Annotated in this window: 22 protein-coding genes; 11 read left to right on the forward strand and 11 right to left on the reverse strand. The window is 64.9% G+C overall.

Annotation, left to right across the window (positions count from 1 at the left end; all coding sequences use genetic code 11):
- Window positions 1–148: 148 nt before the first annotated feature.
- Entirely contained in the window at window positions 149–619 is a 471-nt protein-coding gene (gene rimI, locus HF690_RS13910; protein WP_168609873.1) for a ribosomal protein S18-alanine N-acetyltransferase, read from the forward strand.
- Window positions 620–670: 51 nt separating this feature from the next.
- Here the strand turns inward: rimI and HF690_RS13915 are convergent, their stop codons facing one another.
- Genes HF690_RS13915 through HF690_RS13930 form a run of 4 tightly spaced genes read right to left on the reverse strand, consistent with a single transcriptional unit; the run spans window position 671 to window position 2,627 of the window.
- A complete protein-coding gene (locus HF690_RS13915) occupies window positions 671–1,036 on the reverse strand; it encodes a hypothetical protein (RefSeq protein WP_168609874.1) in 366 nt (121 codons plus the stop codon).
- Window positions 1,037–1,071: 35 nt separating this feature from the next.
- Window positions 1,072–1,491 carry a DUF2007 domain-containing protein gene (locus HF690_RS13920; RefSeq protein WP_168609875.1) on the reverse strand — a complete coding sequence of 140 codons (420 nt, stop codon included), beginning with the start codon at window positions 1,489–1,491 and terminating at the stop codon, window positions 1,072–1,074.
- A gap of 4 nt (window positions 1,492–1,495) precedes the next feature.
- The gene (locus HF690_RS13925) at window positions 1,496–1,915 is read right to left on the reverse strand and encodes a hypothetical protein (RefSeq protein WP_168609876.1); all 420 of its coding nucleotides are present in this window, start codon (window positions 1,913–1,915) and stop codon (window positions 1,496–1,498) included.
- 28 nt (window positions 1,916–1,943) lie between these two features.
- Window positions 1,944–2,627 (reverse strand): hypothetical protein, encoded by a 684-nt coding sequence (locus HF690_RS13930; protein ID WP_168609877.1) that lies wholly within the window; start codon window positions 2,625–2,627, stop codon window positions 1,944–1,946.
- A gap of 93 nt (window positions 2,628–2,720) precedes the next feature.
- Here HF690_RS13930 and lptM point away from each other — a divergent pair, with 93 nt between their 5' ends.
- From lptM to HF690_RS13965, 7 genes are all read left to right on the forward strand, one after another.
- The gene (gene lptM / locus HF690_RS13935) at window positions 2,721–2,921 is read left to right on the forward strand and encodes an LPS translocon maturation chaperone LptM (protein ID WP_168609878.1); all 201 of its coding nucleotides are present in this window, start codon (window positions 2,721–2,723) and stop codon (window positions 2,919–2,921) included.
- 6 nt (window positions 2,922–2,927) lie between these two features.
- Window positions 2,928–3,770 carry a diaminopimelate epimerase gene (gene dapF, locus HF690_RS13940; protein ID WP_168609879.1) on the forward strand — a complete coding sequence of 281 codons (843 nt, stop codon included), beginning with the start codon at window positions 2,928–2,930 and terminating at the stop codon, window positions 3,768–3,770.
- A 70-nt stretch (window positions 3,771–3,840) separates the two neighbouring features.
- On the forward strand, window positions 3,841–4,521 hold the full coding sequence (locus tag HF690_RS13945; RefSeq protein WP_113065623.1) for a DUF484 family protein: 681 nt from the start codon (window positions 3,841–3,843) through the stop codon (window positions 4,519–4,521).
- 4 nt (window positions 4,522–4,525) lie between these two features.
- Complete coding sequence (gene xerC / locus HF690_RS13950) at window positions 4,526–5,425, forward strand: tyrosine recombinase XerC (protein ID WP_168609880.1); 900 nt, start codon at window positions 4,526–4,528, stop codon at window positions 5,423–5,425.
- 100 nt (window positions 5,426–5,525) lie between these two features.
- Complete coding sequence (hslV, locus tag HF690_RS13955) at window positions 5,526–6,080, forward strand: ATP-dependent protease subunit HslV (protein WP_168609881.1); 555 nt, start codon at window positions 5,526–5,528, stop codon at window positions 6,078–6,080.
- Window positions 6,081–6,165: 85 nt separating this feature from the next.
- Complete coding sequence (hslU, locus tag HF690_RS13960) at window positions 6,166–7,521, forward strand: ATP-dependent protease ATPase subunit HslU (protein WP_113065500.1); 1,356 nt, start codon at window positions 6,166–6,168, stop codon at window positions 7,519–7,521.
- 37 nt (window positions 7,522–7,558) lie between these two features.
- Window positions 7,559–8,173 carry a hypothetical protein gene (locus HF690_RS13965; RefSeq protein WP_113065499.1) on the forward strand — a complete coding sequence of 205 codons (615 nt, stop codon included), beginning with the start codon at window positions 7,559–7,561 and terminating at the stop codon, window positions 8,171–8,173.
- A 54-nt stretch (window positions 8,174–8,227) separates the two neighbouring features.
- Here the strand turns inward: HF690_RS13965 and HF690_RS13970 are convergent, their stop codons facing one another.
- The 7 genes from HF690_RS13970 to rpmH all read right to left on the reverse strand — a co-directional run bounded on the left by HF690_RS13970 (window position 8,228) and on the right by rpmH (window position 15,569).
- Window positions 8,228–8,566, reverse strand: coding sequence for a hypothetical protein (locus HF690_RS13970; RefSeq protein ID WP_168609882.1), 339 nt, complete (start codon window positions 8,564–8,566; stop codon window positions 8,228–8,230).
- Window positions 8,563–10,836 carry a S9 family peptidase gene (locus HF690_RS13975; protein WP_168609883.1) on the reverse strand — a complete coding sequence of 758 codons (2,274 nt, stop codon included), beginning with the start codon at window positions 10,834–10,836 and terminating at the stop codon, window positions 8,563–8,565. Before HF690_RS13975 ends, HF690_RS13970 begins: the two co-directional genes overlap by 4 nt.
- A 141-nt stretch (window positions 10,837–10,977) precedes the next feature.
- Window positions 10,978–11,658, reverse strand: coding sequence for a glutathione binding-like protein (locus tag HF690_RS13980; RefSeq protein WP_168609884.1), 681 nt, complete (start codon window positions 11,656–11,658; stop codon window positions 10,978–10,980).
- 88 nt (window positions 11,659–11,746) lie between these two features.
- The gene (mnmE, locus tag HF690_RS13985) at window positions 11,747–13,114 is read right to left on the reverse strand and encodes a tRNA uridine-5-carboxymethylaminomethyl(34) synthesis GTPase MnmE (protein WP_168609885.1); all 1,368 of its coding nucleotides are present in this window, start codon (window positions 13,112–13,114) and stop codon (window positions 11,747–11,749) included.
- 45 nt (window positions 13,115–13,159) lie between these two features.
- Window positions 13,160–14,956, reverse strand: a complete 1,797-nt coding sequence (yidC, locus tag HF690_RS13990) for a membrane protein insertase YidC (RefSeq protein ID WP_168609886.1) — start codon at window positions 14,954–14,956, stop codon at window positions 13,160–13,162.
- Window positions 14,957–15,069: 113 nt separating this feature from the next.
- On the reverse strand, window positions 15,070–15,423 hold the full coding sequence (gene rnpA / locus HF690_RS13995; RefSeq protein ID WP_113065494.1) for a ribonuclease P protein component: 354 nt from the start codon (window positions 15,421–15,423) through the stop codon (window positions 15,070–15,072).
- Between the two features lie 11 nt (window positions 15,424–15,434).
- A complete protein-coding gene (rpmH, locus tag HF690_RS14000; RefSeq protein ID WP_113065493.1) occupies window positions 15,435–15,569 on the reverse strand; it encodes a 50S ribosomal protein L34 in 135 nt (44 codons plus the stop codon).
- A gap of 186 nt (window positions 15,570–15,755) precedes the next feature.
- On the opposite strand from rpmH, the gene dnaA reads away from it, so the two are divergent.
- The 3 genes from dnaA to recF all read left to right on the forward strand — a co-directional run bounded on the left by dnaA (window position 15,756) and on the right by recF (window position 19,579).
- Window positions 15,756–17,087, forward strand: coding sequence for a chromosomal replication initiator protein DnaA (dnaA, locus tag HF690_RS14005; protein ID WP_113065492.1), 1,332 nt, complete (start codon window positions 15,756–15,758; stop codon window positions 17,085–17,087).
- 211 nt (window positions 17,088–17,298) lie between these two features.
- On the forward strand, window positions 17,299–18,399 hold the full coding sequence (dnaN, locus tag HF690_RS14010) for a DNA polymerase III subunit beta (protein ID WP_113065491.1): 1,101 nt from the start codon (window positions 17,299–17,301) through the stop codon (window positions 18,397–18,399).
- Window positions 18,400–18,487: 88 nt separating this feature from the next.
- Window positions 18,488–19,579 carry a DNA replication/repair protein RecF gene (gene recF, locus HF690_RS14015; protein WP_168609887.1) on the forward strand — a complete coding sequence of 364 codons (1,092 nt, stop codon included), beginning with the start codon at window positions 18,488–18,490 and terminating at the stop codon, window positions 19,577–19,579.
- Window positions 19,580–19,656 lie beyond the last annotated feature (77 nt).

The raw sequence follows: 19,656 nt of genomic DNA on the forward strand, positions 1-19,656 counted from the left end.
ATCGGGCGCGATCCGGTCGCCAGCCGCGGATGCGGCCATTTCGCGAAGTGTGGCAGGACCGCAGACGCACGCAAGAGGGCACATCGCGCTCCGACAGCACCCGTTCAAGATGCTGGGCGCAGTCACCCGACCCGCGTAGAGTTCGCCCATGTCCGAACCGACGCCGCCCGTTCAAATCCGTCCCGCGCTGGACGCCGATCTCGACGCCCTACTGGCGCTGGAGGAACGCAGCTTCAACGGCGACCAGCTCAGCCGCCGGCAGTACCGCCGGCATCTTCGTAGCGCGACCGCGCGCCTGCTGGTCGCCTCGCACCGGGAACTGCTGATCGGCTCTGCATTGCTGCTGTTCCGCCAGAACAGTCCGGCGGCACGCCTGTACTCCCTGGCCATCGACCCGGCGGTGCGAGGGCAAGGCCTCGGGCGGCTTCTATTGGATGCCGTGGAACAGGAAGCTCGCGAACACGACTGCGAACGCGTACGCCTCGAAGTGCGTGCCGACAACGCCGCCGCGCAAGCACTGTACGAACGCTGCGGCTACACGCGATGCGGGCAGCGAACCGGCTATTACGAAGACGGCGCCGATGCACTGCTGTACGAAAAGCCGCTCTCGCCGCGCTGAATGCCCGACTCGCGGTTCAACCGCATCTCCCGTGGACATCCGTCGAACCGATCACGAGCCGTCGCGCCCGTAGAACCGGATGATGCGGTAATCGGGTGGACCGGAACTCTGCGGCTGTACGCTCAGCAGCACTCTCGATCCGACACGTACCGGCTGAGACCCCGGCACCCCGAGCTGAACTGCACGACCATCGGGAAGCCTCACCCGCATCAGGACGCGGACACGGCCATGCAGACGACTGCCGCCAGATTCCGTCATACCGGAAGACTCGACCGTGCCCTCGACCTGTCGGCCCGGTCCCACCGCATGCTGGAAGTCAGGCGCCATCACGAGGGCGGAAAAGCCTGCCAGGCCCGACAACACGATCAGCGTTTGCAGCACACCCTTTGCTTTTCTGAAACACTCAGCCGTGCTCACGAATCCATGCGCCTCCCACCGCCCCCGCAAGAACCTCATTCTTCACCCCAGTTCCATCGGCCACCGCATTTCCTGCAGATGAACCGACTACGCCGCGTGGGGTAGGCGGCCACGAACAGGACGATGAACAGAGCGCCGATGCGCTGGTGCAAAGTCATTGTGCGCTTGAAGTCCGTCGCGCCGCAGTGCGGGCAGTGTTCGCTGCATGCGCCGATGTCCTGGTTCAACTGCTCCTCCAGCACGCCGGTTCGGTACTCGGTCAAAAGCGTGCGAGACAGTGTTAGAAAGCACGCAGGCACCTGCACGGCGGTACCGCCCAGCGCCAGGGACATGGGCCAGTTCACGATGGCGTGATGGGCGTAGGCCACGGTAGCCGGAATCCCCTCCGCCTCGAGCCGTGCCCGCACCACGTAGGCTTCCCACGGATCGAGAAAACGGGCGAGTGTCACGAGCATCGCGTCAGGACCCGCTGGCGTCCGGCAACGCGCTGGACCGCTTGAACGGGCTACCGGACACCGCGACGCGAACACCCAGCCAGAACAGCATGACCAGGGCAAAGAGGTTGATCCCCACCCGGGCGACGCCGAACCAGCCCATCGCGACAATCATGCTGAAGCCAAGCGTGAACGAAAAGTGGAAGTTCGTCGTCGCGATATGGATCAGCTGCATCGCGAAGAACAGCGAACCAAGCCATGCCGCCCATCGCCGCTCCCTGAACCAACCGATGCCAGCCGCCAGACCGACGAGCACCAGCGCGATATTGAAGATAAGAAAGAGCACGGGAAAACCAAACCTCGAGGCCATCCAATACGTCCATACAGCACCCAGCATGCTGTGCAGAACAAGAATGCTCGCAATCACTTTGTCCTGTGCTGCCATACAAGCGCCCCCCCTGACGTGTGATGGATCAATGCCCGCCGCGCAGCCGCATCCGCGTCGCCGCATCCGGCCGCGCCACCAGCGCGCCGGTGGCCATCAGGCTGATGTGGTACACCCCTCCATCCACCAGCGGCAGATACACGCCGCTGCCGAATACGGTATCGACCATCGGCAGGTAGTCCGGGTACTGCCGGCGCAGATTGAACAGGTCCAGCGCACCGGCCTGGTTCAGGTCGATGATGGTCGAGCGCGCCTCGCGTGCCTGGCCGATGTCGTCGTAGCGACCGGACAAGCGGTCCAGCCGGTACAGCGGCGGCGCGCCGGACAGTACCGCCGGCATCTGCCATTTCACCACCACGGCTTCGAGCCGGAAATCGTCGCCGTTGAGCGGCAGGGTTTCGGTCTCGCCGTCCGGACGTTTCACGGACAGATGCCAGAACTGCGGCGATTCGCGATGCGCGACGATGGTCGCCACCGGCGTTTCCTGGCCCAGCACGCGGTAGCCGCGCAGCGCCAGTCCGCCTCCCGTGGCCAGCAGTGCCAGAACAAAGAACAGCAACAGCAGCAGCGCACGCCACGCCGCCGCCGCGCGGCGTCCCTCGCGCCATCGGCGACGGCAGGACACGCCATGGCCGATGGTCAGAAGCAACAACACGCCGGCTGCGATCAGCAGCAGCGTGGCAGGCCATTGCAGCATCTGGGTCCAGTTCACGCGACGGTTCCGGGCGACAGATCGACGCTCATCATACCCATGGAACGGTTGTGCGACGCGTATACTGGTCGCGGATTCCGAGGAAAATCGTCCATGCGTTCACTGCTGTTCATGCTCGCTGCCGGCACGCTGTGCCTGCTCTCCGCCTGCGGCAACAAGGGACCGCTGTACCGGCCGCACCCGCCTGCCGCCGCGGTCGCTCCGACCGCTGCCGCCACATCCGTAGCTCCGGCTGCACCCGCCAGCGCCGCGCAGCCGGCTTCGGCGGCCAGCACTGCGACCGACGACGACTGAGGCGGCATGCAGCTGTCCTTCACCAAGATGCACGGCCTCGGCAACGACTTCGTCGTGCTCGATTGCCGGCAGCGGCCGATGCCGTTGTCGACGCAAGACATCCGTGCGCTCGGTCATCGCCATACCGGCATCGGCTTCGATCAACTGCTCAGCATCGAGAACGCCGCCGAACACGATGACTGCCGCTACGCCTACGGCATCTGGAACCGCGACGGCGAGGCCGTGGGCCAGTGCGGCAACGGCGTGCGCTGCGTGGCCGCATGGCTGCATCGCGAGGGGCTGCTCGATCTCGACGAAACGGTCCGCCTGCGCAGCCCCTCCGGCCCGGTCACCGTGCGACTGATCGATGCGCTGACCGCGGCCGTCGACATGGGCGAACCGCAATTCGAGCCCGGCGCGATACCGTTCGACACACCGCAGCGCGCCGAACGCTACCCGATCGAACTGGACGACGCGTCGCTCTCCGTCGGCGTGGTCTCGATGGGCAATCCGCACGCGGTGGTCGAAGTCGACGACCTGCACGCGCCATCGCTGGAGCGGCTTGGCCCGCAGCTCACCGCTCACCCGCGTTTCTCCGAAGGCTGCAACGCCGGCTTCGCCACGGTGCTAGACATGGCCCACATCCGGCTTCGCGTGCACGAGCGTGGCAGCGGCTGGACCCAGGCCTGCGGCACCGGCGCATGCGCCGCCATGGCCGTGCTGCATGCACAGGGCCGCGTCGGCCGCGAGGTCGAAGTGCGCCTGCCCGGCGGACCACTGCAGATCGCCTGGAACGGCCCCGGCCACACCCTGTGGATGACCGGGCCAGCTGCCTTCGTGTTCGAGGGAAAGTGCACACTGCCCGAATGAATTTGCCGCGCGACTTGTTCGATGCCGCACGAACGTCGCACACTTGCCGCACGCCAACGCGGAGCACGACATGGCCGAAATGACCCTCAAAGACGGCTTGCAGGCGATGGACATCGCCGAATACCTGCGCAAACATCCCCAATTCCTCAAGGATTTCCCCGACCTGGCGATGAGCCTGACGGTGCCGCGCGAGCACGGTCCGGCGGCCTCGCTGGCCAGCTACCAGCTGGACGTGCTGCGCGACAAGAACCGTGATCTGGAGCGCCGTCTGGCCGACCTGATCGAGATCGCCGCCGAGAACGAGCAGCTGATGGTCCGCGTGCATTCGCTGACTCTGGGTCTGGTGCGCGCCGACAGCCTGGCCGAGAGCGTGCGCAGCGTGGTCGCCGGCCTGACCGAGGATTTCGACACCGACCTGGTGCGTCTGGTGCTGCTTCGTGCGCACGAGGATCTGCCGGAAGCCGACTGGCTGCGTGTCGAGACCGGCGGCGCCGACGCCCTGCCGGCCTTCGCCGAATTCTTCGCGCGCAAGGACCCGATGGTCGGCCGGCTGGCTGCGGACAAGCTGGAGTACCTGTTCGGCGAACAGGCCGACAGCGTGCAATCGGCGGCGCTGATGCGCCTGGGCGAACACGGCATGCTGGCCATCGGCAGCCACGACGCCAACCGTTTCCATCCCGGCATGGGCGCAGTGTTCCTGAAACTGATCGCCGAAAGCGTCACCGCCGCCATCCAGCGCTACGCGGACTGAAGACATGCCGCGGCCGGCCGAACAGGTCCACGCCTGGCTCGAGCGTCTGCGCATCGAGCGCGCGCCGTCGCCGCACACGCTGTCCGCCTACCGTCGCGACACCGACAAGCTGCTGGCCTGGATGCGCGACCGCGACATCGACGACTTCGGCGCGCTGACGCCCGACCGCATGCGCGCCTTCGTCGCCACCGAACACCGCAAGGGCCTGTCGCCGACCAGCCTGCAACGCCTGCTGTCCTCGTGCCGCAGCCTGTTCCGCCAGCTGATTCGCGAGGGCATGCTGGAACACGATCCCAGCGCCGGCGTGCGCGGTCCCAAGACCCGCCGCAAGCTGCCGCAGGTGCTGGACACGGACGACGCCACGCAACTGGTGGAGACGCCCATCGAAGGACCGCAGGGCTTGCGCGACCGCGCCATACTGGAGCTGTTCTATTCCTCGGGCCTGCGTCTGTCCGAACTGGTCGGCCTGAACTGGCGCGACCTGGACCTCGACGACGGCCTGGTGCGCGTACTAGGCAAAGGCAACAAGACCCGCATCGTGCCGGTCGGCCGCCACGCCATCCGCGCGCTGAAGGATCTGCGCGACAGCCTCGACGACGCACCCGAGAGTCCGGTCTTTCGCGGACGCAAGGGCGCGCGTATCAGCCCACGCACGATCCAGGCGCGAATGCAGAAGCTGGCGCTGGAACGCGGTCTGGCCCAGCGCATCCACCCGCATCTGCTGCGCCATTCCTGTGCCAGCCACCTGCTGGAATCGTCCGGCGAGCTTCGCGCGGTGCAGGAACTGCTCGGCCACGCCGACATCGCCACCACGCAGATCTACACGCATCTGGACTTCCAGCACTTGGCCAAGGTCTACGATGCCGCGCATCCACGCGCCAAGCGCAAGCACGGCGATTCCTGAATCATCCGAACCACCGACGCGTCTGCGCCGGAAGTCACCCTTGGAAATGCCCGGCGACAACCCATGTTTCGTTTCTCCCCAGATACGAAACGGCTTGTCCATGGATAGTTTCCACGCCACCACCATCGTCTCCGTCCGCCGCCACGGCAAAGTCGTCATCGGCGGCGACGGCCAGGTGACGCTCGGCAATACGGTGATGAAGGCCAACGCGCGCAAGATCCGCCGCCTGGGCAAGGACGGCATGATCCTGGCCGGCTTCGCCGGCGCCACCGCCGACGCCTTCACCCTGTTCGAGCTGTTCGAGGACAAGCTGGTCAAGCACGGTCACAACCTGACCCGCGCCGCGGTGGAACTGGCCAAGGAATGGCGCACCGACCGCCGCCTGGGCAAGCTTGAGGCGATGCTGGCGGTGGCCGACCACACCAATTCCCTGCTGATCTCCGGCAACGGCGACGTGCTGGAACCCGAGGATGGCCTGATCGCCATCGGTTCCGGCGGCCCCTACGCGCAGGCCGCGGCCCGTGCGCTGATGGAAGGTTCCGATCTCGATGCGCGCACGATCGTGGAAAAAGCGCTCAAGATAGCCGGAGATATCTGCATCTACACCAATCACAACACTTCGATCGAAGAGCTGGAAATCGGCGTCGAGGCCTGATCGTCCCCGACGATTCAGGACCACCGCACGCGACCGCCTTCAACCCTCTTACGACGTACCCGACTGCCCTGCCGGCAAGAAGCCCATGACCGAACTGACTCCCCGCGAAATCGTCAACGAACTCGACCGCTACATCATCGGCCAGAACGACGCCAAGCGCGCCGTCGCCATCGCCCTGCGCAATCGCTGGCGGCGCATGCAACTGGAACCGGCGATGCGCAACGAGGTGACGCCGAAGAACATCCTCATGATCGGCCCCACCGGCGTCGGCAAGACCGAGATCGCACGGCGGCTGGCGACGCTGGCCAACGCGCCGTTCGTGAAGGTCGAGGCGACCAAGTTCACCGAGGTCGGCTACGTCGGCAAGGACGTCGAGTCGATCATCCGCGATCTCGCCGACCAGGCCTTCAAGCTGACCCGCGAACAAGCCACCAAGCGGGTGCGCACGCAGGCCGAGGACCATGCCGAAGACCGTATCCTCGACGCCCTGCTGCCCCGCCGCCAAACCAGCGCACCCACCGACTGGAGCCAGGACCAGGCATCGCCCACGGCCATCGAGAGCGATACCCGGCAGAAGCTGCGCAAGCAGTTGCGCGAAGGCGCGCTGGACGATCGCGAGATCGAGCTGGACGTCAGCATGAACGTCGGTGTCGAGATCATGTCGCCGCCGGGCATGGAAGAGATGAGCCAACAGCTGCAGCAGATGTTCGCCAACATGGGCGGCGGCAAGACGCAGAAGCGCAAGCTGACCATCGCCAACGCGCGCCCGATGCTGATCGAGGAAGAGGCCAGCAAGCTGGTCAACGAGGAAGAGATCCGCGCCGCCGCGGTCGAGGCCGCCGAGCAGAACGGCATCGTGTTCCTGGACGAGATCGACAAGGTCGCGCAGCGTTCGGAGTTCGGCGGCGGCAGCGCATCGGGCGTCAGCCGCGAAGGCGTTCAGCGCGATCTGCTGCCGCTGGTCGAAGGCTCGACCGTGTCCACCAAGTACGGCCCGATCAAGACCGACCACATGCTGTTCATCGCTTCCGGCGCATTCTCGCTGGCCAAGCCCTCGGACCTGATTCCGGAGCTGCAGGGTCGTCTGCCGATCCGCGTGGAGCTGTCGGCGCTGTCGGTGGACGACTTCAAGCGCATCCTGCGCGAGCCGAACAACGCGCTGACCAAGCAATACGTCGCGCTGCTCGACACCGAGGGCGTGAATCTGGTGTTCGAGGACTCCGGCATTGACCGTCTCGCCGAAGTCGCCTTCCAGGTCAACGCCCGCACCGAGAACATCGGCGCGCGCCGTCTGCACACCGTGCTGGAGCGCCTGCTGGAGAACATTTCCTACGAAGCAACGGACAAAAGCGGCGAAAAATACGTGATCGACGCCGAATATGTCGACAACACGCTGGTAAGCCTGGTCGAGGACGAGGACCTCAGCCGCTACATTCTTTAACGAGCGCCGCCGCGTGCGGTGCTAGAATCGTACAGCTATGGGAACCGTTCATCGCATGCAGAACCGGGGCCAGCGCGCCCGTCTGCGCCAGGCCCAACAACAGCGCCAGCTGATCCGGCTGTGGCGCGGTCATCTCGAGCACGGCAGCTTTTCCGGCTATGTCGCCGGCGTCGGGCGCGAGTTCTTCCTGCTGCACGTGATCGGCGACGGCATCAGCGACGACGGGCTGTACGCGATGCGTCACCGCGACGTCACCGAACTGGAGCTGCCCGATCGCCACGCGCGTTTCATCGATCGTGCCGTGGTGCTGAAGGGCATCGCTCCGCGCCAGCCGCTGGACTTCCCGCTCGACGATGTGATGCAGGTCATCAAGGCGGCCGCCCAAAGCGCGCCGGTGATCGGCGTGCACGTGGACAGCGAGGACGAAGCCGAGGTCTGCTACATCGGTCGTCTGCTGCAGAGCGACGACGACAGCTTCGGCCTGCAGGAAATCAGTCCCGACGCCGAATGGCTGCGCGAAGTCTCGCAGTTCGGCTGGGACGAGGTCTCCACCGTCAGCATGCACGATCCCTACGCCAGCGCCCTGCTGGCGGTCGCCGGTCCCGCACCGGCGCTGGAGCCGGGCGACGCCGGCATTGGGCATCTGTCCTAACCAGCGCCTGCAGCCAGCGCCCAGCCAAGAAACCAAGAAGCCGGGGCGAAATCCTTATCCCCGCGAAGCCGTACCGCTCCAGTGGATGCATGTCGGTACCCTGGATTCGGCATATGTCATGGCATCTTGGATGCACACGTATCCACCGGAATCCACCCATGTCGGTGCTTCGAGGTGACCGGCCCGCCGGAATCGAACGTAGTACAGATACCCATCGGAACCCATCTGCTGCGGGGTTTCGTCCGGTTCCAACTGGTCATCTGCCTTGCCGATTTCGTACCAGAAGTCGTAGTCCAAAGCGATGATGTCGACGGGGAGAAAGACCGTATCGCCATACAGCCACTTTCCTGTCTGCGCGATATTCAGGTCTTGAGGGCGCTGATCGCTGCTCATTCCGCGCCAGCGTCGACCTCGGCCGCCGTCGGTTCCGGCGCGGCTGCTGGATCGCGATCCTTCACCGTGCGCTCGAAGAAATCGTCGATCAGGTGATACACATGCGCGCGCTGGCCGGGCAAGTTCAGGCCGTGCTTGCCGCCGGGGTAGGTCATCAGACCGAACTGGATGCCGCGCTGCTGCAGCGCCGACATCAGCTTGGTGGAGTTGAGGAACAGCACGTTGTCGTCGGCCATGCCGTGCACCAGCATCAGCGGCGCGGTCAGGCCGTCCAGCCAGGCCATCGGCGAGCTGCGCGTGTAACCGGCCTCGTTGTCCTGCGGACGGCCCAGGTAGCGTTCGGTGTAGAAGGTGTCGTACAGGGTCCAGTCGGTGACCGGCGCCACCGCCACGCCGCCGGCGAGGTCGGCCGAATCCTTGGCCAGCATCATCAGCGTCATGTAGCCGCCGTAGCTCCAGCCGAACACGCCGATGCGCTTGGCATCGACCCAGGGCTGCTGCTTCAGCCAGTCGATGCCGGCGATCTGGTCCTCGACCTCGGCGACACCGAGCTGATGGTAGATCGCGTCGCTGAATTTGCGCCCGCGCCGCGCCATGCCGCGGTTGTCCAGGGTGAACACGACGAAGCCCTGCTGGGCCATGTACTCGGCGAAGTAGTCGACCCAGCCACGCGTGACCTCCTGCGCATGCGGGCCACCGTAGAAGGTGTCGAACACCGGATACTTCTTGTTCGGATCGAAGTTCAGCGGTTTGTACACGCGGTAGTACAGGTCCTGGCCGTCGAGGGCCTTGATGTGGCCGTACTCCGGCGTGACATGGCTGTCCATGTACGGCCAGTAGGGATGGCTCTCGTCAAGCTTGTTTTCCTCGATCCAGGTGACGAAGCTGCCGTCGGCGCGATGCACGCTGACCTGCGGCGGCGTGTTGGGGTCGGAGAAGGTGTCGACGTAGAAGCTGCCGTCCGGCGCGAACTTCACCTGATGCGTGCCGTCGCGTTGGGTGATGCGCTGCGGCGCATCGGCGTCACTGCCGTCCAGCTTCAACGCGTAGACCTGGCGGTCCGGCACGAAATCGCGATTGGAGCTGACGTAGACGAGCCCCTTCTTCTCGTCGACGGCGAGCAGGCCATCGAGATTCCAGTCGCCGGCACTGATGGGGTGCTTGAGCGTTCCGTCCAGTCCGTACAAATACAAATGGTGATAGCCGCTGCGGTCGCTGCCCCAGATGAAGCTCTGGCCGTCGGGCAGGAAGCGCAGATCGTCGTTCAGGTCGATCCAGGTGCGACTGGTCTCGGTCAGCAGCACGCGCTGCTTCAGCGTGGCGGTATCGACCAGGCGCAGTTCCAGTTTCTGCTGGCTGCGCGGCATCCACTGGTAGCTCAGCTGCGTGGCGTCGGGCAGCCAGTTCACGCGTGTGAGGTAGCTGTCCGGGTCGTCGCCGAGATCGATCCAGCGCGTCGCGCCGCCCTTGGGCGAGACCAGGCCCAGCTTCACGGTGACATTGGGATCTCCGGCGAACGGATAGCGCTGATCGACCATCGCGGTGTGGTCGGCATAGATCTCCATGCGCTGCGTGACCGGCACCGGCGCCGCATCGTAGCGCTCGTAGGCGATGGATGAGTCGTCCGGCGCCCACCAGTAACCGGTGCTGCGCGCCATCTCCTCCTGCGCCACGAACTCGGCCTCGCCGTTGTGCACGGTGCCGCCGCCGTCCTGGGTAAGCTGTGTGCTCTGGCCGTTGGCCAGATCGATCACCCACAGGTTCTGGTCGCGCACGTAGGAGACATAGTGGCCCTTGGGCGAGATCTTCGGGTCGATGGCGTCGCCGCCGGTGTCGAGCTTGGTCACCGCCTTGTCCGCTGGTGCGGACAGGTCGTACAGATACAGTGTGCCGGCGACCGGAATCAGCAGCTTGCTGCCGTCCGGCGACCACTGGTAATCGAGAATGCCGTGTAGGCCGGCGGTGCGCTCGCGTTCGCGGCGCGCCTTCTCGGCGTCGGACAGGTGCTGATCGCCACCCAGCGTGCGCGAGTCGACCAGCATGTGCATGCGCTGGTCGGCAAGGTTGTATTCCCACAGATCGAAGGTGTGCTGATCGTCCGCCTTGGCGCGCAGGAAAGTGACGCGTTTGCCGTCCGGCGAGACCTTCAGGCCACGCACGGTGGCGCCGGACAGGCTGCCGCCGTCGTAGATGCGTTCGATGGTGAGTTTCTTGGCCATGACGGGAAATGCGGCAACCGTCAGCACGGCGGCGAGCAGGAATGCGCGCATCGGTACACCTTGCGTTGCGGGAACGAAGGCACGATTAAAACGCGAGCCGGGCGCGGAGACCAGCCCGAACTGTCCGCGCAGCCCCAACGCACCGCGTGACGAACGCCGCGAGGATGTCCGTCACGCCGCCGAACGACGCACTCAGCGCTGTCCGAACAGATGCTTCCTGGCTTCCGCACTGGTGGTGTCGGAACGATATTCCTCGCCCATCGCATAGGCACGCTTCGTGGCCTCGCGCGCGGCGATGGCCTCGAACCAGCGCTTCAGATCCGGGAAGTCGGCCAGATCCATCTGCTGCGCTTCATGCGGCACGATCCACGGATAGGCGGCCATGTCGGCGATCGAATAGTCGTCGCCGGCAATGAAGGCGCGACCCTGCAGGCGCTTGTCCAGCACGCGGTACAAGCGATGCGTCTCGTTGACGTAGCGCTCGATGGCGTACGGAATCTTTTCCGGTGCGTAGCGGTTGAAGTGGTGGTTCTGGCCAAGCATCGGGCCCAGTCCGCCCATCTGCCAGAACAGCCATTCCAGCGTGACGTTGCGCGTGCGCAGGTCGTCGGACAGGAACTTTCCGGTCTTCTCGGCCAGGTACAGCAGGATCGCGCCGGACTCGAACAACGACACCGGAAGACCGCCGTCCGCGGGCTTGTGGTCGACGATGGCCGGCATCTTGTTGTTCGGCGAAATGGCCAGGAACTCGGGCGTGAACTGGTCGCCCTGACCGATGTTGACCGGATGGATGGTGTAGGGAAGACCGGTCTCTTCCAGGAACAGCGTCAGCTTGTGGCCGTTGGGTGTCGGCCAGTAGTACAGATCGATCACGTGCGTCTCTCCTTGCCGGGGCAGGTCCCTCCCTTCCTACGACATGGCGGGACGAGACCATGGTCTCAAGCGCACGATGGGTGAACAGTCATTTTCCGATGCAGAACGATCCGAAAATCGCGCCCAGCAGATCGTCAGCATGGTACTCGCCGGTGATCTCCGACAGTGCGCGCTGCGCCTGGCGCAGTTCCTCGGCGACCAGCTCGCCGGCGCGGGTGGTGGCGAGGGTCTCATCGGCCGCGGCCAGATGCGCGGCGACCGCTTCCAGTGCCAGCACGTGGCGGCGGCGTGCACTGAACGCGCCTTCGATATCGCTTCCGGCCTGCCGGCGCAGCAATCGGCGCAGGCCGTCAAGTCCGTCGCCGCTGCGTGCGGACAGCCACAGCCAGTGCGCGTCGGTGCGTTCCTCGTGGCGTGGCTCGCGACCGTCGCGATCGATCTTGTTGACGATCACCACACGCACTGCGCGTTCGGGGAGACCCGCGAACAAGGCCTGATCGGCGACCGCGTGTTCTTCGTCGGTGACCAGCAGGGCCAGATCGGCGCGGGTCAGATGCTCGCGTGCGCGGCGCACGCCCTCGCGCTCGACCGGATCATCGCTGTCGCGCAATCCGGCAGTGTCGAGCAGTTCGATGTGGCTGCCGTCGAGATCCAGGCTTTCGCGCAGCACGTCGCGCGTGGTCCCGGCGATGTCGGTGACAATGGCGCGTTCGGCGCCGGCCAGGGCGTTGAGCAGGCTCGACTTGCCGACGTTGGGCCGTCCGATGATGGCGACGCTGAGGCCGTCGTTCAGACGCACACCGCGGCGCGCCTCGGTGAGCAGACGATCCAGGTGCCCGCGCACCGCGTGCAGCTGTTCGGCGATGGCCGGATCGGCCAGAAAATCGATCTCTTCCTCGGGGAAGTCGATCGCGGCCTCGACGTGCACGCGCAGCGCGATCAGCGTTTCCAGCAGCGTCTGCACACGCTCGGAGAACACACCTTCCAGCGAGCGCATCGCGGCCCGCGCGCCGGTCTCGGAACGCGCCGCGATGAGATCGGCCACGGCCTCGGCCTGGGCCAGGTCCAGCTTGCCGTTGAGAAAGGCGCGTTCGGTGAACTCGCCCGGCCGCGCCAGCCGAGCGCCGAGCGCACATACGCGTCGCAGCAGCAGATCCAGCAGTACGCGGCTGCCGTGGCCTTGCAGTTCCAACACATGCTCGCCGGTGTAGGAGTGCGGCGCGGGGAAGTACAGCAGCAGACCGCGGTCGATCAGGCTGCCGTCTGCCTCGCGCAGCGAAGCCAGGTGGGCATGGCGCGGTTGCGGTTCGCGACCGAGCAGGGCGGTGGCGATGGCTGGCACAGCGGGACCGGAAACGCGCACTACGCCGACACCGCCTGCGCCAGGCGCGGTGGCGATGGCGGCGATGGTGTCGGTCGTGTCGGTCGTGTCGGTCGTGTGCGTCGGGGTGTCCACGTCGGACGATGATGGCGCAGCACGAACGGCTGCGCCATGAGTCGGTCAGGCCGGCTTGAGCTTCTTGCCGCCGCCCTTGCCGCCCTTGTGGTTATCGCCGGCGTCGAACTGGCGCATCACCCACCACTGCTGCGCCACGCGGCACAGGCCGTTGACCAGGTAGTACAGCACCAGGCCGGACGGGAAGAAGGCGAAGAACACCGGGTAGATGATCGGCATCCACTTCATGATCTTGGCCTGCGTCGCGTCCATGCTGGCGGTCATCGGCATCAGGCGCTGGGTCAGCAGCATCACGCCCATGTACAGGATCGGCAGCACGAAATACGGATCGGCGGCGGACAGATCGTGGATCCAGCCGATGAACGGCGCCTGGCGCAATTCCACGCTCTCGCGCAGCACGGTGTACAGGGCGAAGAAGACCGGGATCTGCACCAGCAGCGGGAAGCAGCCGGCGACCGGGTTGATCTTCTCCTTCTTGTACATCTCCATCGTGGCTTGCTGCAGCTTCTGCTTGTCGTCGCCGTAGCGCTCCTTGAGGGCGTCCATGCGCGGCTTGAGCTTGCGCATCTTCGCCGCCGAGCGGTACTGCGCGGCGTTGAGCTTGTACAGCAGCACGTTGATCAGCAGCACCACCAGGATGATGGCCAGGCCCCAGTTGCCGGTCATGCGGTGGAACCAGGTCAGCAGCATGTGCATGGGCGCGGCGACCACGGTGAACATGCCGTAGTCGACCGACAGGTCCAGACCCGGCGCGATGCCGCCCAGCTCGTTGCGCAGCTTCGGACCGACGTACAGACGCGACTGACTACCGGCCTGCGCGCCCGGCGCGACCTGGAAGCCCGGTCCCAGCTCGCGGATCAGGTAACGCGGGTTGCTGCCGTCGACGACGTGCGTGCTGAACTGCTGCGCCTTCTTCTCCTGCGGCAGCCACGCGGCCATGAAGTAATGCTGCTCCATGGCCATCCAACCACCGGTGACCTTCTTGTTCAGCGCATCCTTGGCGAAATCGTCGAACTTGATCTTGTTGAACTTCGCCTCCGGTCCGTACCACGCCGCGCCGAAGAAGCTGTAACGCGACTGGTCCGACCACTTGGCCAGGAAGTTGTTGTGCACCGGTTCCGGCGGCACCACGCGCTGCAGCTGGCGATACGGCCAGCCGGTCCAGGCCTTGGCGCTGCCGTTGTCGACCTGCTGATCCAGACCAACCACGTAGCTGCCGCGCGTGAAGGTGTAGCGCTTGACCACTTTCACGCCGCTGGCATCGGTCCAGGTGAAGTCGACGCTCAGACTCTTCTGGCCCGGTTCCAGGGTGTAGTGGCTGCGCGCAGCGTGGAACAAGGCGCGCTGATCGGGCGCGGCACCGTCACGGCTGAGCAGACCGCTCTGCGCGACAAAGAAGTGACTCGCGCTGTCGCTGAACAGCTGCACCGAATCCTTGGACTTCAGCTTGGCCGGATACTTCAGCATCGCGCTGCGGATGATGCTGCCGCCACGGCTGTCGATGGTCAGGCGCAGCACGTCGGTGGTCACGGTGACCAGCGGGCCGTGCTCGGCCGTCGGCTTGGCGGCGGCCTTCGCGCCCACGACGCGCTGGTTCGGCGCGCTGGGCACGCCGGCCGACGAGGACGGCGCGGCCGGCATCGACGCGGATGCGGTCAACGCCGGCGCGCTGGCGGCGCTGGGCACGCTGGCATCGAGATCGGACGGCGTCGGCGCGGACGAGGCGGTGGCCGCAGCCGGCTGTGCCGGGGCGGGGGTGTGGTAATCATGTTGCCACTGGGTCCACAGCAGGTAGCCGACGAAGGCCAGCGCCAGGAGCAGGAACGAGCGCGTTTGGGGCATGACGAGAAGTCCGGTGTCGGCCGCGCAGCATCTGTGCGGCCCATGGGCCGATCATTCGGATCGGCAGAAACGTACAGGTCAGCCCGCGATTGTGCCGGGCGCGGGCCGGTGCATCAACGTGCGCGCCGCTGCAGCCGTTGCCAGAGACGGTCCAGATCAGCGCGTAGATCAGCGCGCGAGGCCGCCGCGGCCGCGGGATTGGCGATGATCAGCACGTCCACGTGCGGCATCTGCGCGCGGGCAAGCCGGAACGACTCGCGCACGATGCGCTTGATGCGATTACGGTCGACAGCGCGCTTGGACACACGCCGCGAAACAGCCTGACCCAAACGCGCAAAGCCGACCTGGTTGTCCCGGTAACGAATGCGGAAGCATTCGCTACTGAGACGTCCGGTCGGCTTTCGCAGTGCGGCAAAGTCCGCGGCGCGGCGTAGCCGCGACGAGGGCGGCATGCCGGCATCAAGCATGATCGACCCGCTTACGGGATCAGACGCTTGCGACCCTTGGCGCGGCGCGCGTTGATGATCTTGCGACCGTCGGCGGTGCGCATGCGGGCGCGGAAGCCGTGGGTGCGGGCGCGCTTGAGCTTGCTCGGCTGGTAGGTCCGCTTCATGGCGTGCTCCAGAACTGATATAGGGAAAAAGACGCGGGAGTATGCGAAGCAAAACGGCTTCTGTCAAGCTTTTCGGCGACCGCCAACCCACGCTTCGCACGCACGGAGCCGCGCGCGCATGCTGCTAGACTGGACGCTTGAACTGCGCGCTCCGGCGCATTCGCGAACGATGTCGGTGAAGCTTAGATGAGTGATTTGTGGCGGCGCTGCCTGGAGCGCCTGGAAGGCGAATTCGATGCCGAGGACCTCAATACCTGGCTGCTGCCGCTGCAGGCACGCGAGGATGAGGGGGCCTTGCGCCTGTTCGCTCCCAACGCCTACACGCTCGACGTCGTGCGCAGCGATTACCTGGAGCGTATCCGCGCCGTGCTCGAGCACATCCACGGCGCCGCGGTCACCGTCTATCTGAGTGTCGGCTCGGCCGGCGCACCGCGCGCGGAGAAGACGGCACCGACCGCCGCGCCCGCGGTCAACGGCCATGCCGTCGTGGAGACGCCCGCCCACAATCTCGATCCGCACTACACGTTCGAGACCTTCGTCGAGGGCAAGTCCAACCAACTGGGCAAAGCCGCAGCGATGCAGGTGGCGCAAAATCCCGGTCGCGCCTACAACCCGCTGCTGCTCTACGGCGGCACGGGACTCGGCAAAACCCACCTGATGCACGCCGCCGGCAATCTGATCTGTCAGCAGAAGCCGGGTACCAAGGTGCTGTATCTGCGCTCGGAACAGTTCGTCAGCGCCATGATTGAGGCGTTGCGTGCCAAGAACATGGACGCCTTCAAGCGCCGCTTCCGTTCGGTCGACGCGCTGCTGATCGACGACATCCAGTTTTTCGCCGGCAAGGACACCACGCAGGAGGAGTTCTTCCACACCTTCAATGCACTGTTCGAGGGCAAGCAGCAGATCATCCTGACCTGTGACCGCTACCCCAAGGAAGTGGACAAGCTCGAGCCGCGTCTGAAGTCGCGTCTGGGCTGGGGCCTGTCGGTGGCGATCGAGCCGCCGGATTTCGAAACCCGTGCCGCGATCCTGCTGTCCAAGGCCCACGACAAGGGCGTGGATGTGCCCGAGGACGTGGCCATGCTGCTGGCGCGGCGCATCCGCTCCAACGTGCGCGACCTGGAAGGGGCGCTCAACACGCTGGCCGCGCGCGCCAACTTCTTCGGCCGCGCGATTAGTGCCGATTTCGCCCAGGAGACGCTGCGGGATCTGCTCAGCACGCACGCACAGGCGGTGACAGTGCCGAACATCCAGAAGACGGTCGCCGACTACTATCAGGTGCGTCTGTCGGATCTGCTGTCCAAGCGACGCGTGCGTTCGCTGGCGCGCCCGCGACAGCTGGCCATGACGCTGGCCAAGGAGTTGACCGAGCACAGCCTTCCGGAAATTGGCGAGGCCTTCGGCGGGCGCGACCACACCACGGTGCTGCATGCCTGCCGCACCATCCGGAGTCTGATGGACAAGGACATTCGCCTGAAGCAGGACTGGGATCAATTGATCCGTATACTCACAGGCTGAAAAGCTGTGGATAACCGGTGGATGCAGCCAGACGCGAAAGTTATCCACAGGTCAAACACAGCTTGCGAAACAAACGACGCACCGAAAGATTTTTCGTAACAAACTGAATGTAAAAGGCTTTTAAGGCTTTTCCCGTCGTCCACAGGACCAGCCACTACAGCCTTTTTCTTTAAATAACCCTTTTATAGGATTGGGGATAAGGGGCATAGACATGCAATTCGGGATTCAACGTGAAGTGCTGCTCAAGCCCCTGCAACAGGTCGTGGGTGTGGTGGAACGGAGGCAGACGCTTCCCGTCCTCGCCAACCTCCTGGTGCAGGCTCAAGACGGCAAGGTGGCCTTTACCGGGACCGACCTGGAAGTCGAGATGGTCGCGAACATCGCGGTCGAAGGCGCCAGCGACGGTGAAGTGACCATTCCGGCACGCAAGCTGTTCGACATCGTTCGAGCCTTGCCGGACGGCGTGCACATCGACCTGGCCCTCAATGGCGAACGCGTAGCGTTGAAAGCGGGTCGAAGCCGGTTCACTTTGGCTACGCTCCCGGCGAGCGAGTTTCCGACCATCGACGACATCGAGCTGGTCGAGCGCGTCCGTCTCCCCGAAGCGGTGCTTAAAGATCTGATGGACCGCACGGCCTTCGCCATGGCCAATCAGGATGTGCGTTATTACCTGAATGGCATGTTGCTCGATCTCAACGAGGACACGCTGCGCTGCGTGGCGACTGATGGTCATCGTCTGGCGCTGGCCGAGACGGCATTGTCGTCGGGGGTCGGTTCGCGCCGCCAGATCATCATTCCGCGCAAGGGCGTGATGGAGTTGATCGGCCTGTTCGAGGCCGGAGAAGGCGAAGTCGAGCTGGAGTTCGGACGCAATCATCTGCGCGTGCGGCGCGGCGAAGTGACGTTCACGTCCAAGCTGATCGATGGCCGCTTCCCGGACTACGAGGCGGTGATTCCCATCGGGGCCGACAAGGAAGTGCATCTGCAGCGCGATGCCTTGCGCGCTGCGCTGCAACGTGCCGCGATTCTTTCCAACGAAAAGTATCGCGGCGTGAAACTGGAAGTCAGCCCGAACAAGCTGTGCATCATTGCGCACAACCCGGAGCAGGAAGAGGCGGTCGAGGAACTCGAAGCCGAGACCGGCGTCGACGATCTCGCCGTGGGCTTCAATGTCGGCTACCTGATGGATGCGCTCAGTGCACTGGCCGGTGAGAAGGTGCAGGTGAATCTTCGCGATGCGCAGTCCAGCTGCCTGCTGCAGTCCAGCGAGGACGATCGTATCCGTCACGTCATCATGCCGTTGCGCCTCTGATCGCGGATCCTCGTTCCGTATGATTCGACCCACGCCGGGCGTGTTCTTGCAGGACGCGCCCGGCGTTCTTTTTTCTGGAGCCGTTTGATTGCATATCCGCCGCCTGCAGATTCAGAGCCTGCGCAGCCTCGATGATGTCCGCATCGAGCTCGAGTCAGGACTCAACCTGCTGATCGGTCCCAACGGGGCTGGCAAGAGCAGCGTGTTGGAAGCGGTCTATCTGCTTTCACATGGCCGTTCTTTCCGCAGTGGGGCACGGGAAGCTTTGATTCAGCGCGGACGTGACGGCCTGAGTATCTTCGCCGAGGTGAGTGACACGGCGGAGCGGCATCACCGTCTGGGACTTGGCCGACAAGGTGGCCGATGGCAGGCCCATATCGACGGTGAGGCGGGTCGCAACATGGGCGAACTGGTGGCCCATTGCGCCGCGATCTGTTTCGAGCCGGGTTCTCATGCACTCATCGCTGGACCTGCAGAAGAGCGCCGTCGCTATCTCGATTGGGGTGTGTTCCACGTGGAACACACGTTTCTCATGCACTGGCGTCGTTATCAGCGTGCACTTCGACAACGGAATGCCACGCTCCGTGTACAGGGACGCATGCTCGATGCTTCAGCGCTGGAACCCTGGGAGGCTGAGATGAGTCGAGCAGGGGAGGCGGTGGAGTCGGCACGGCGCGATTACATCGATCGCCTTCGGCCGCATCTTGATCAGCATCTGCATGCCCTGGTGCCTGAACTTGGAGCGGTGCGCCTCGAATATCGGCGTGGCTGGAGCGAGGAACAGGCACTCGGGGAAGCGCTCGAGCAACGACGCGAGCGTGACGCTATGCGGGGGCACACCGCCACGGGTCCACATCGCGCGGATTGGCATGTTGTGTTCGAGCACGCGCCCCAGCGAGAGCATCTTTCGCGTGGTCAGGAAAAACTCTGCGCACTGGGTTGCATGTTGGCGCAGGGGAGCCTGTATGCAGAATCATCCGGTTCATGGCCGATTGTGTGTCTCGATGATCTTGCTTCAGAGTTGGATCAGGCGCATCAGCGTAGCGTGGCGGCTGCATTGGCTTCGGTGCAGGCCCAGGTACTCATCACGGGTACCGATTTCGTTCCTGCTCTCGATGGGATCGATGCGACTTTGTTCCACGTGGAACATGGAGACGTCCGCAGGCATCCGCCGACCTGAGCGCCCGCCGTTACGGTTACGCAGGCTCCACTGGGTGGCGCGAGACGCCTGCTATACTCGAGAGAATGGCTAATAGC

The organism is Oleiagrimonas citrea (assembly GCF_012395255.1).
GTDB classification, from domain to species: Bacteria; Pseudomonadota; Gammaproteobacteria; order Xanthomonadales; family Rhodanobacteraceae; genus Oleiagrimonas; species Oleiagrimonas citrea.

Excerpts from the sequence above, each read along its gene's own strand:
- HF690_RS13975 (WP_168609883.1), bottom strand. The coding sequence starts at position 10,836 with ATGCGCGCATTCCTGCTCGCCGCCGTGCTGACGGTTGCCGCATTTCCC.
- lptM (WP_168609878.1), top strand. The coding sequence starts at position 2,721 with ATGCGTTCACTGCTGTTCATGCTCGCTGCCGGCACGCTGTGCCTGCTC.
- rimI (WP_168609873.1), top strand. The coding sequence starts at position 149 with ATGTCCGAACCGACGCCGCCCGTTCAAATCCGTCCCGCGCTGGACGCC.
- HF690_RS13965 (WP_113065499.1), top strand. The coding sequence starts at position 7,559 with ATGGGAACCGTTCATCGCATGCAGAACCGGGGCCAGCGCGCCCGTCTG.
- hslV (WP_168609881.1), top strand. The coding sequence starts at position 5,526 with ATGGATAGTTTCCACGCCACCACCATCGTCTCCGTCCGCCGCCACGGC.
- yidC (WP_168609886.1), bottom strand. The coding sequence starts at position 14,956 with ATGCCCCAAACGCGCTCGTTCCTGCTCCTGGCGCTGGCCTTCGTCGGC.
- HF690_RS13970 (WP_168609882.1), bottom strand. The coding sequence starts at position 8,566 with ATGAGCAGCGATCAGCGCCCTCAAGACCTGAATATCGCGCAGACAGGA.
- dnaA (WP_113065492.1), top strand. The coding sequence starts at position 15,756 with ATGAGTGATTTGTGGCGGCGCTGCCTGGAGCGCCTGGAAGGCGAATTC.
- HF690_RS13920 (WP_168609875.1), bottom strand. The coding sequence starts at position 1,491 with ATGCTCGTGACACTCGCCCGTTTTCTCGATCCGTGGGAAGCCTACGTG.
- dnaN (WP_113065491.1), top strand. The coding sequence starts at position 17,299 with ATGCAATTCGGGATTCAACGTGAAGTGCTGCTCAAGCCCCTGCAACAG.
- xerC (WP_168609880.1), top strand. The coding sequence starts at position 4,526 with ATGCCGCGGCCGGCCGAACAGGTCCACGCCTGGCTCGAGCGTCTGCGC.
- dapF (WP_168609879.1), top strand. The coding sequence starts at position 2,928 with ATGCAGCTGTCCTTCACCAAGATGCACGGCCTCGGCAACGACTTCGTC.
- HF690_RS13925 (WP_168609876.1), bottom strand. The coding sequence starts at position 1,915 with ATGGCAGCACAGGACAAAGTGATTGCGAGCATTCTTGTTCTGCACAGC.
- rpmH (WP_113065493.1), bottom strand. The coding sequence starts at position 15,569 with ATGAAGCGGACCTACCAGCCGAGCAAGCTCAAGCGCGCCCGCACCCAC.
- HF690_RS13945 (WP_113065623.1), top strand. The coding sequence starts at position 3,841 with ATGGCCGAAATGACCCTCAAAGACGGCTTGCAGGCGATGGACATCGCC.
- hslU (WP_113065500.1), top strand. The coding sequence starts at position 6,166 with ATGACCGAACTGACTCCCCGCGAAATCGTCAACGAACTCGACCGCTAC.
- rnpA (WP_113065494.1), bottom strand. The coding sequence starts at position 15,423 with ATGCTTGATGCCGGCATGCCGCCCTCGTCGCGGCTACGCCGCGCCGCG.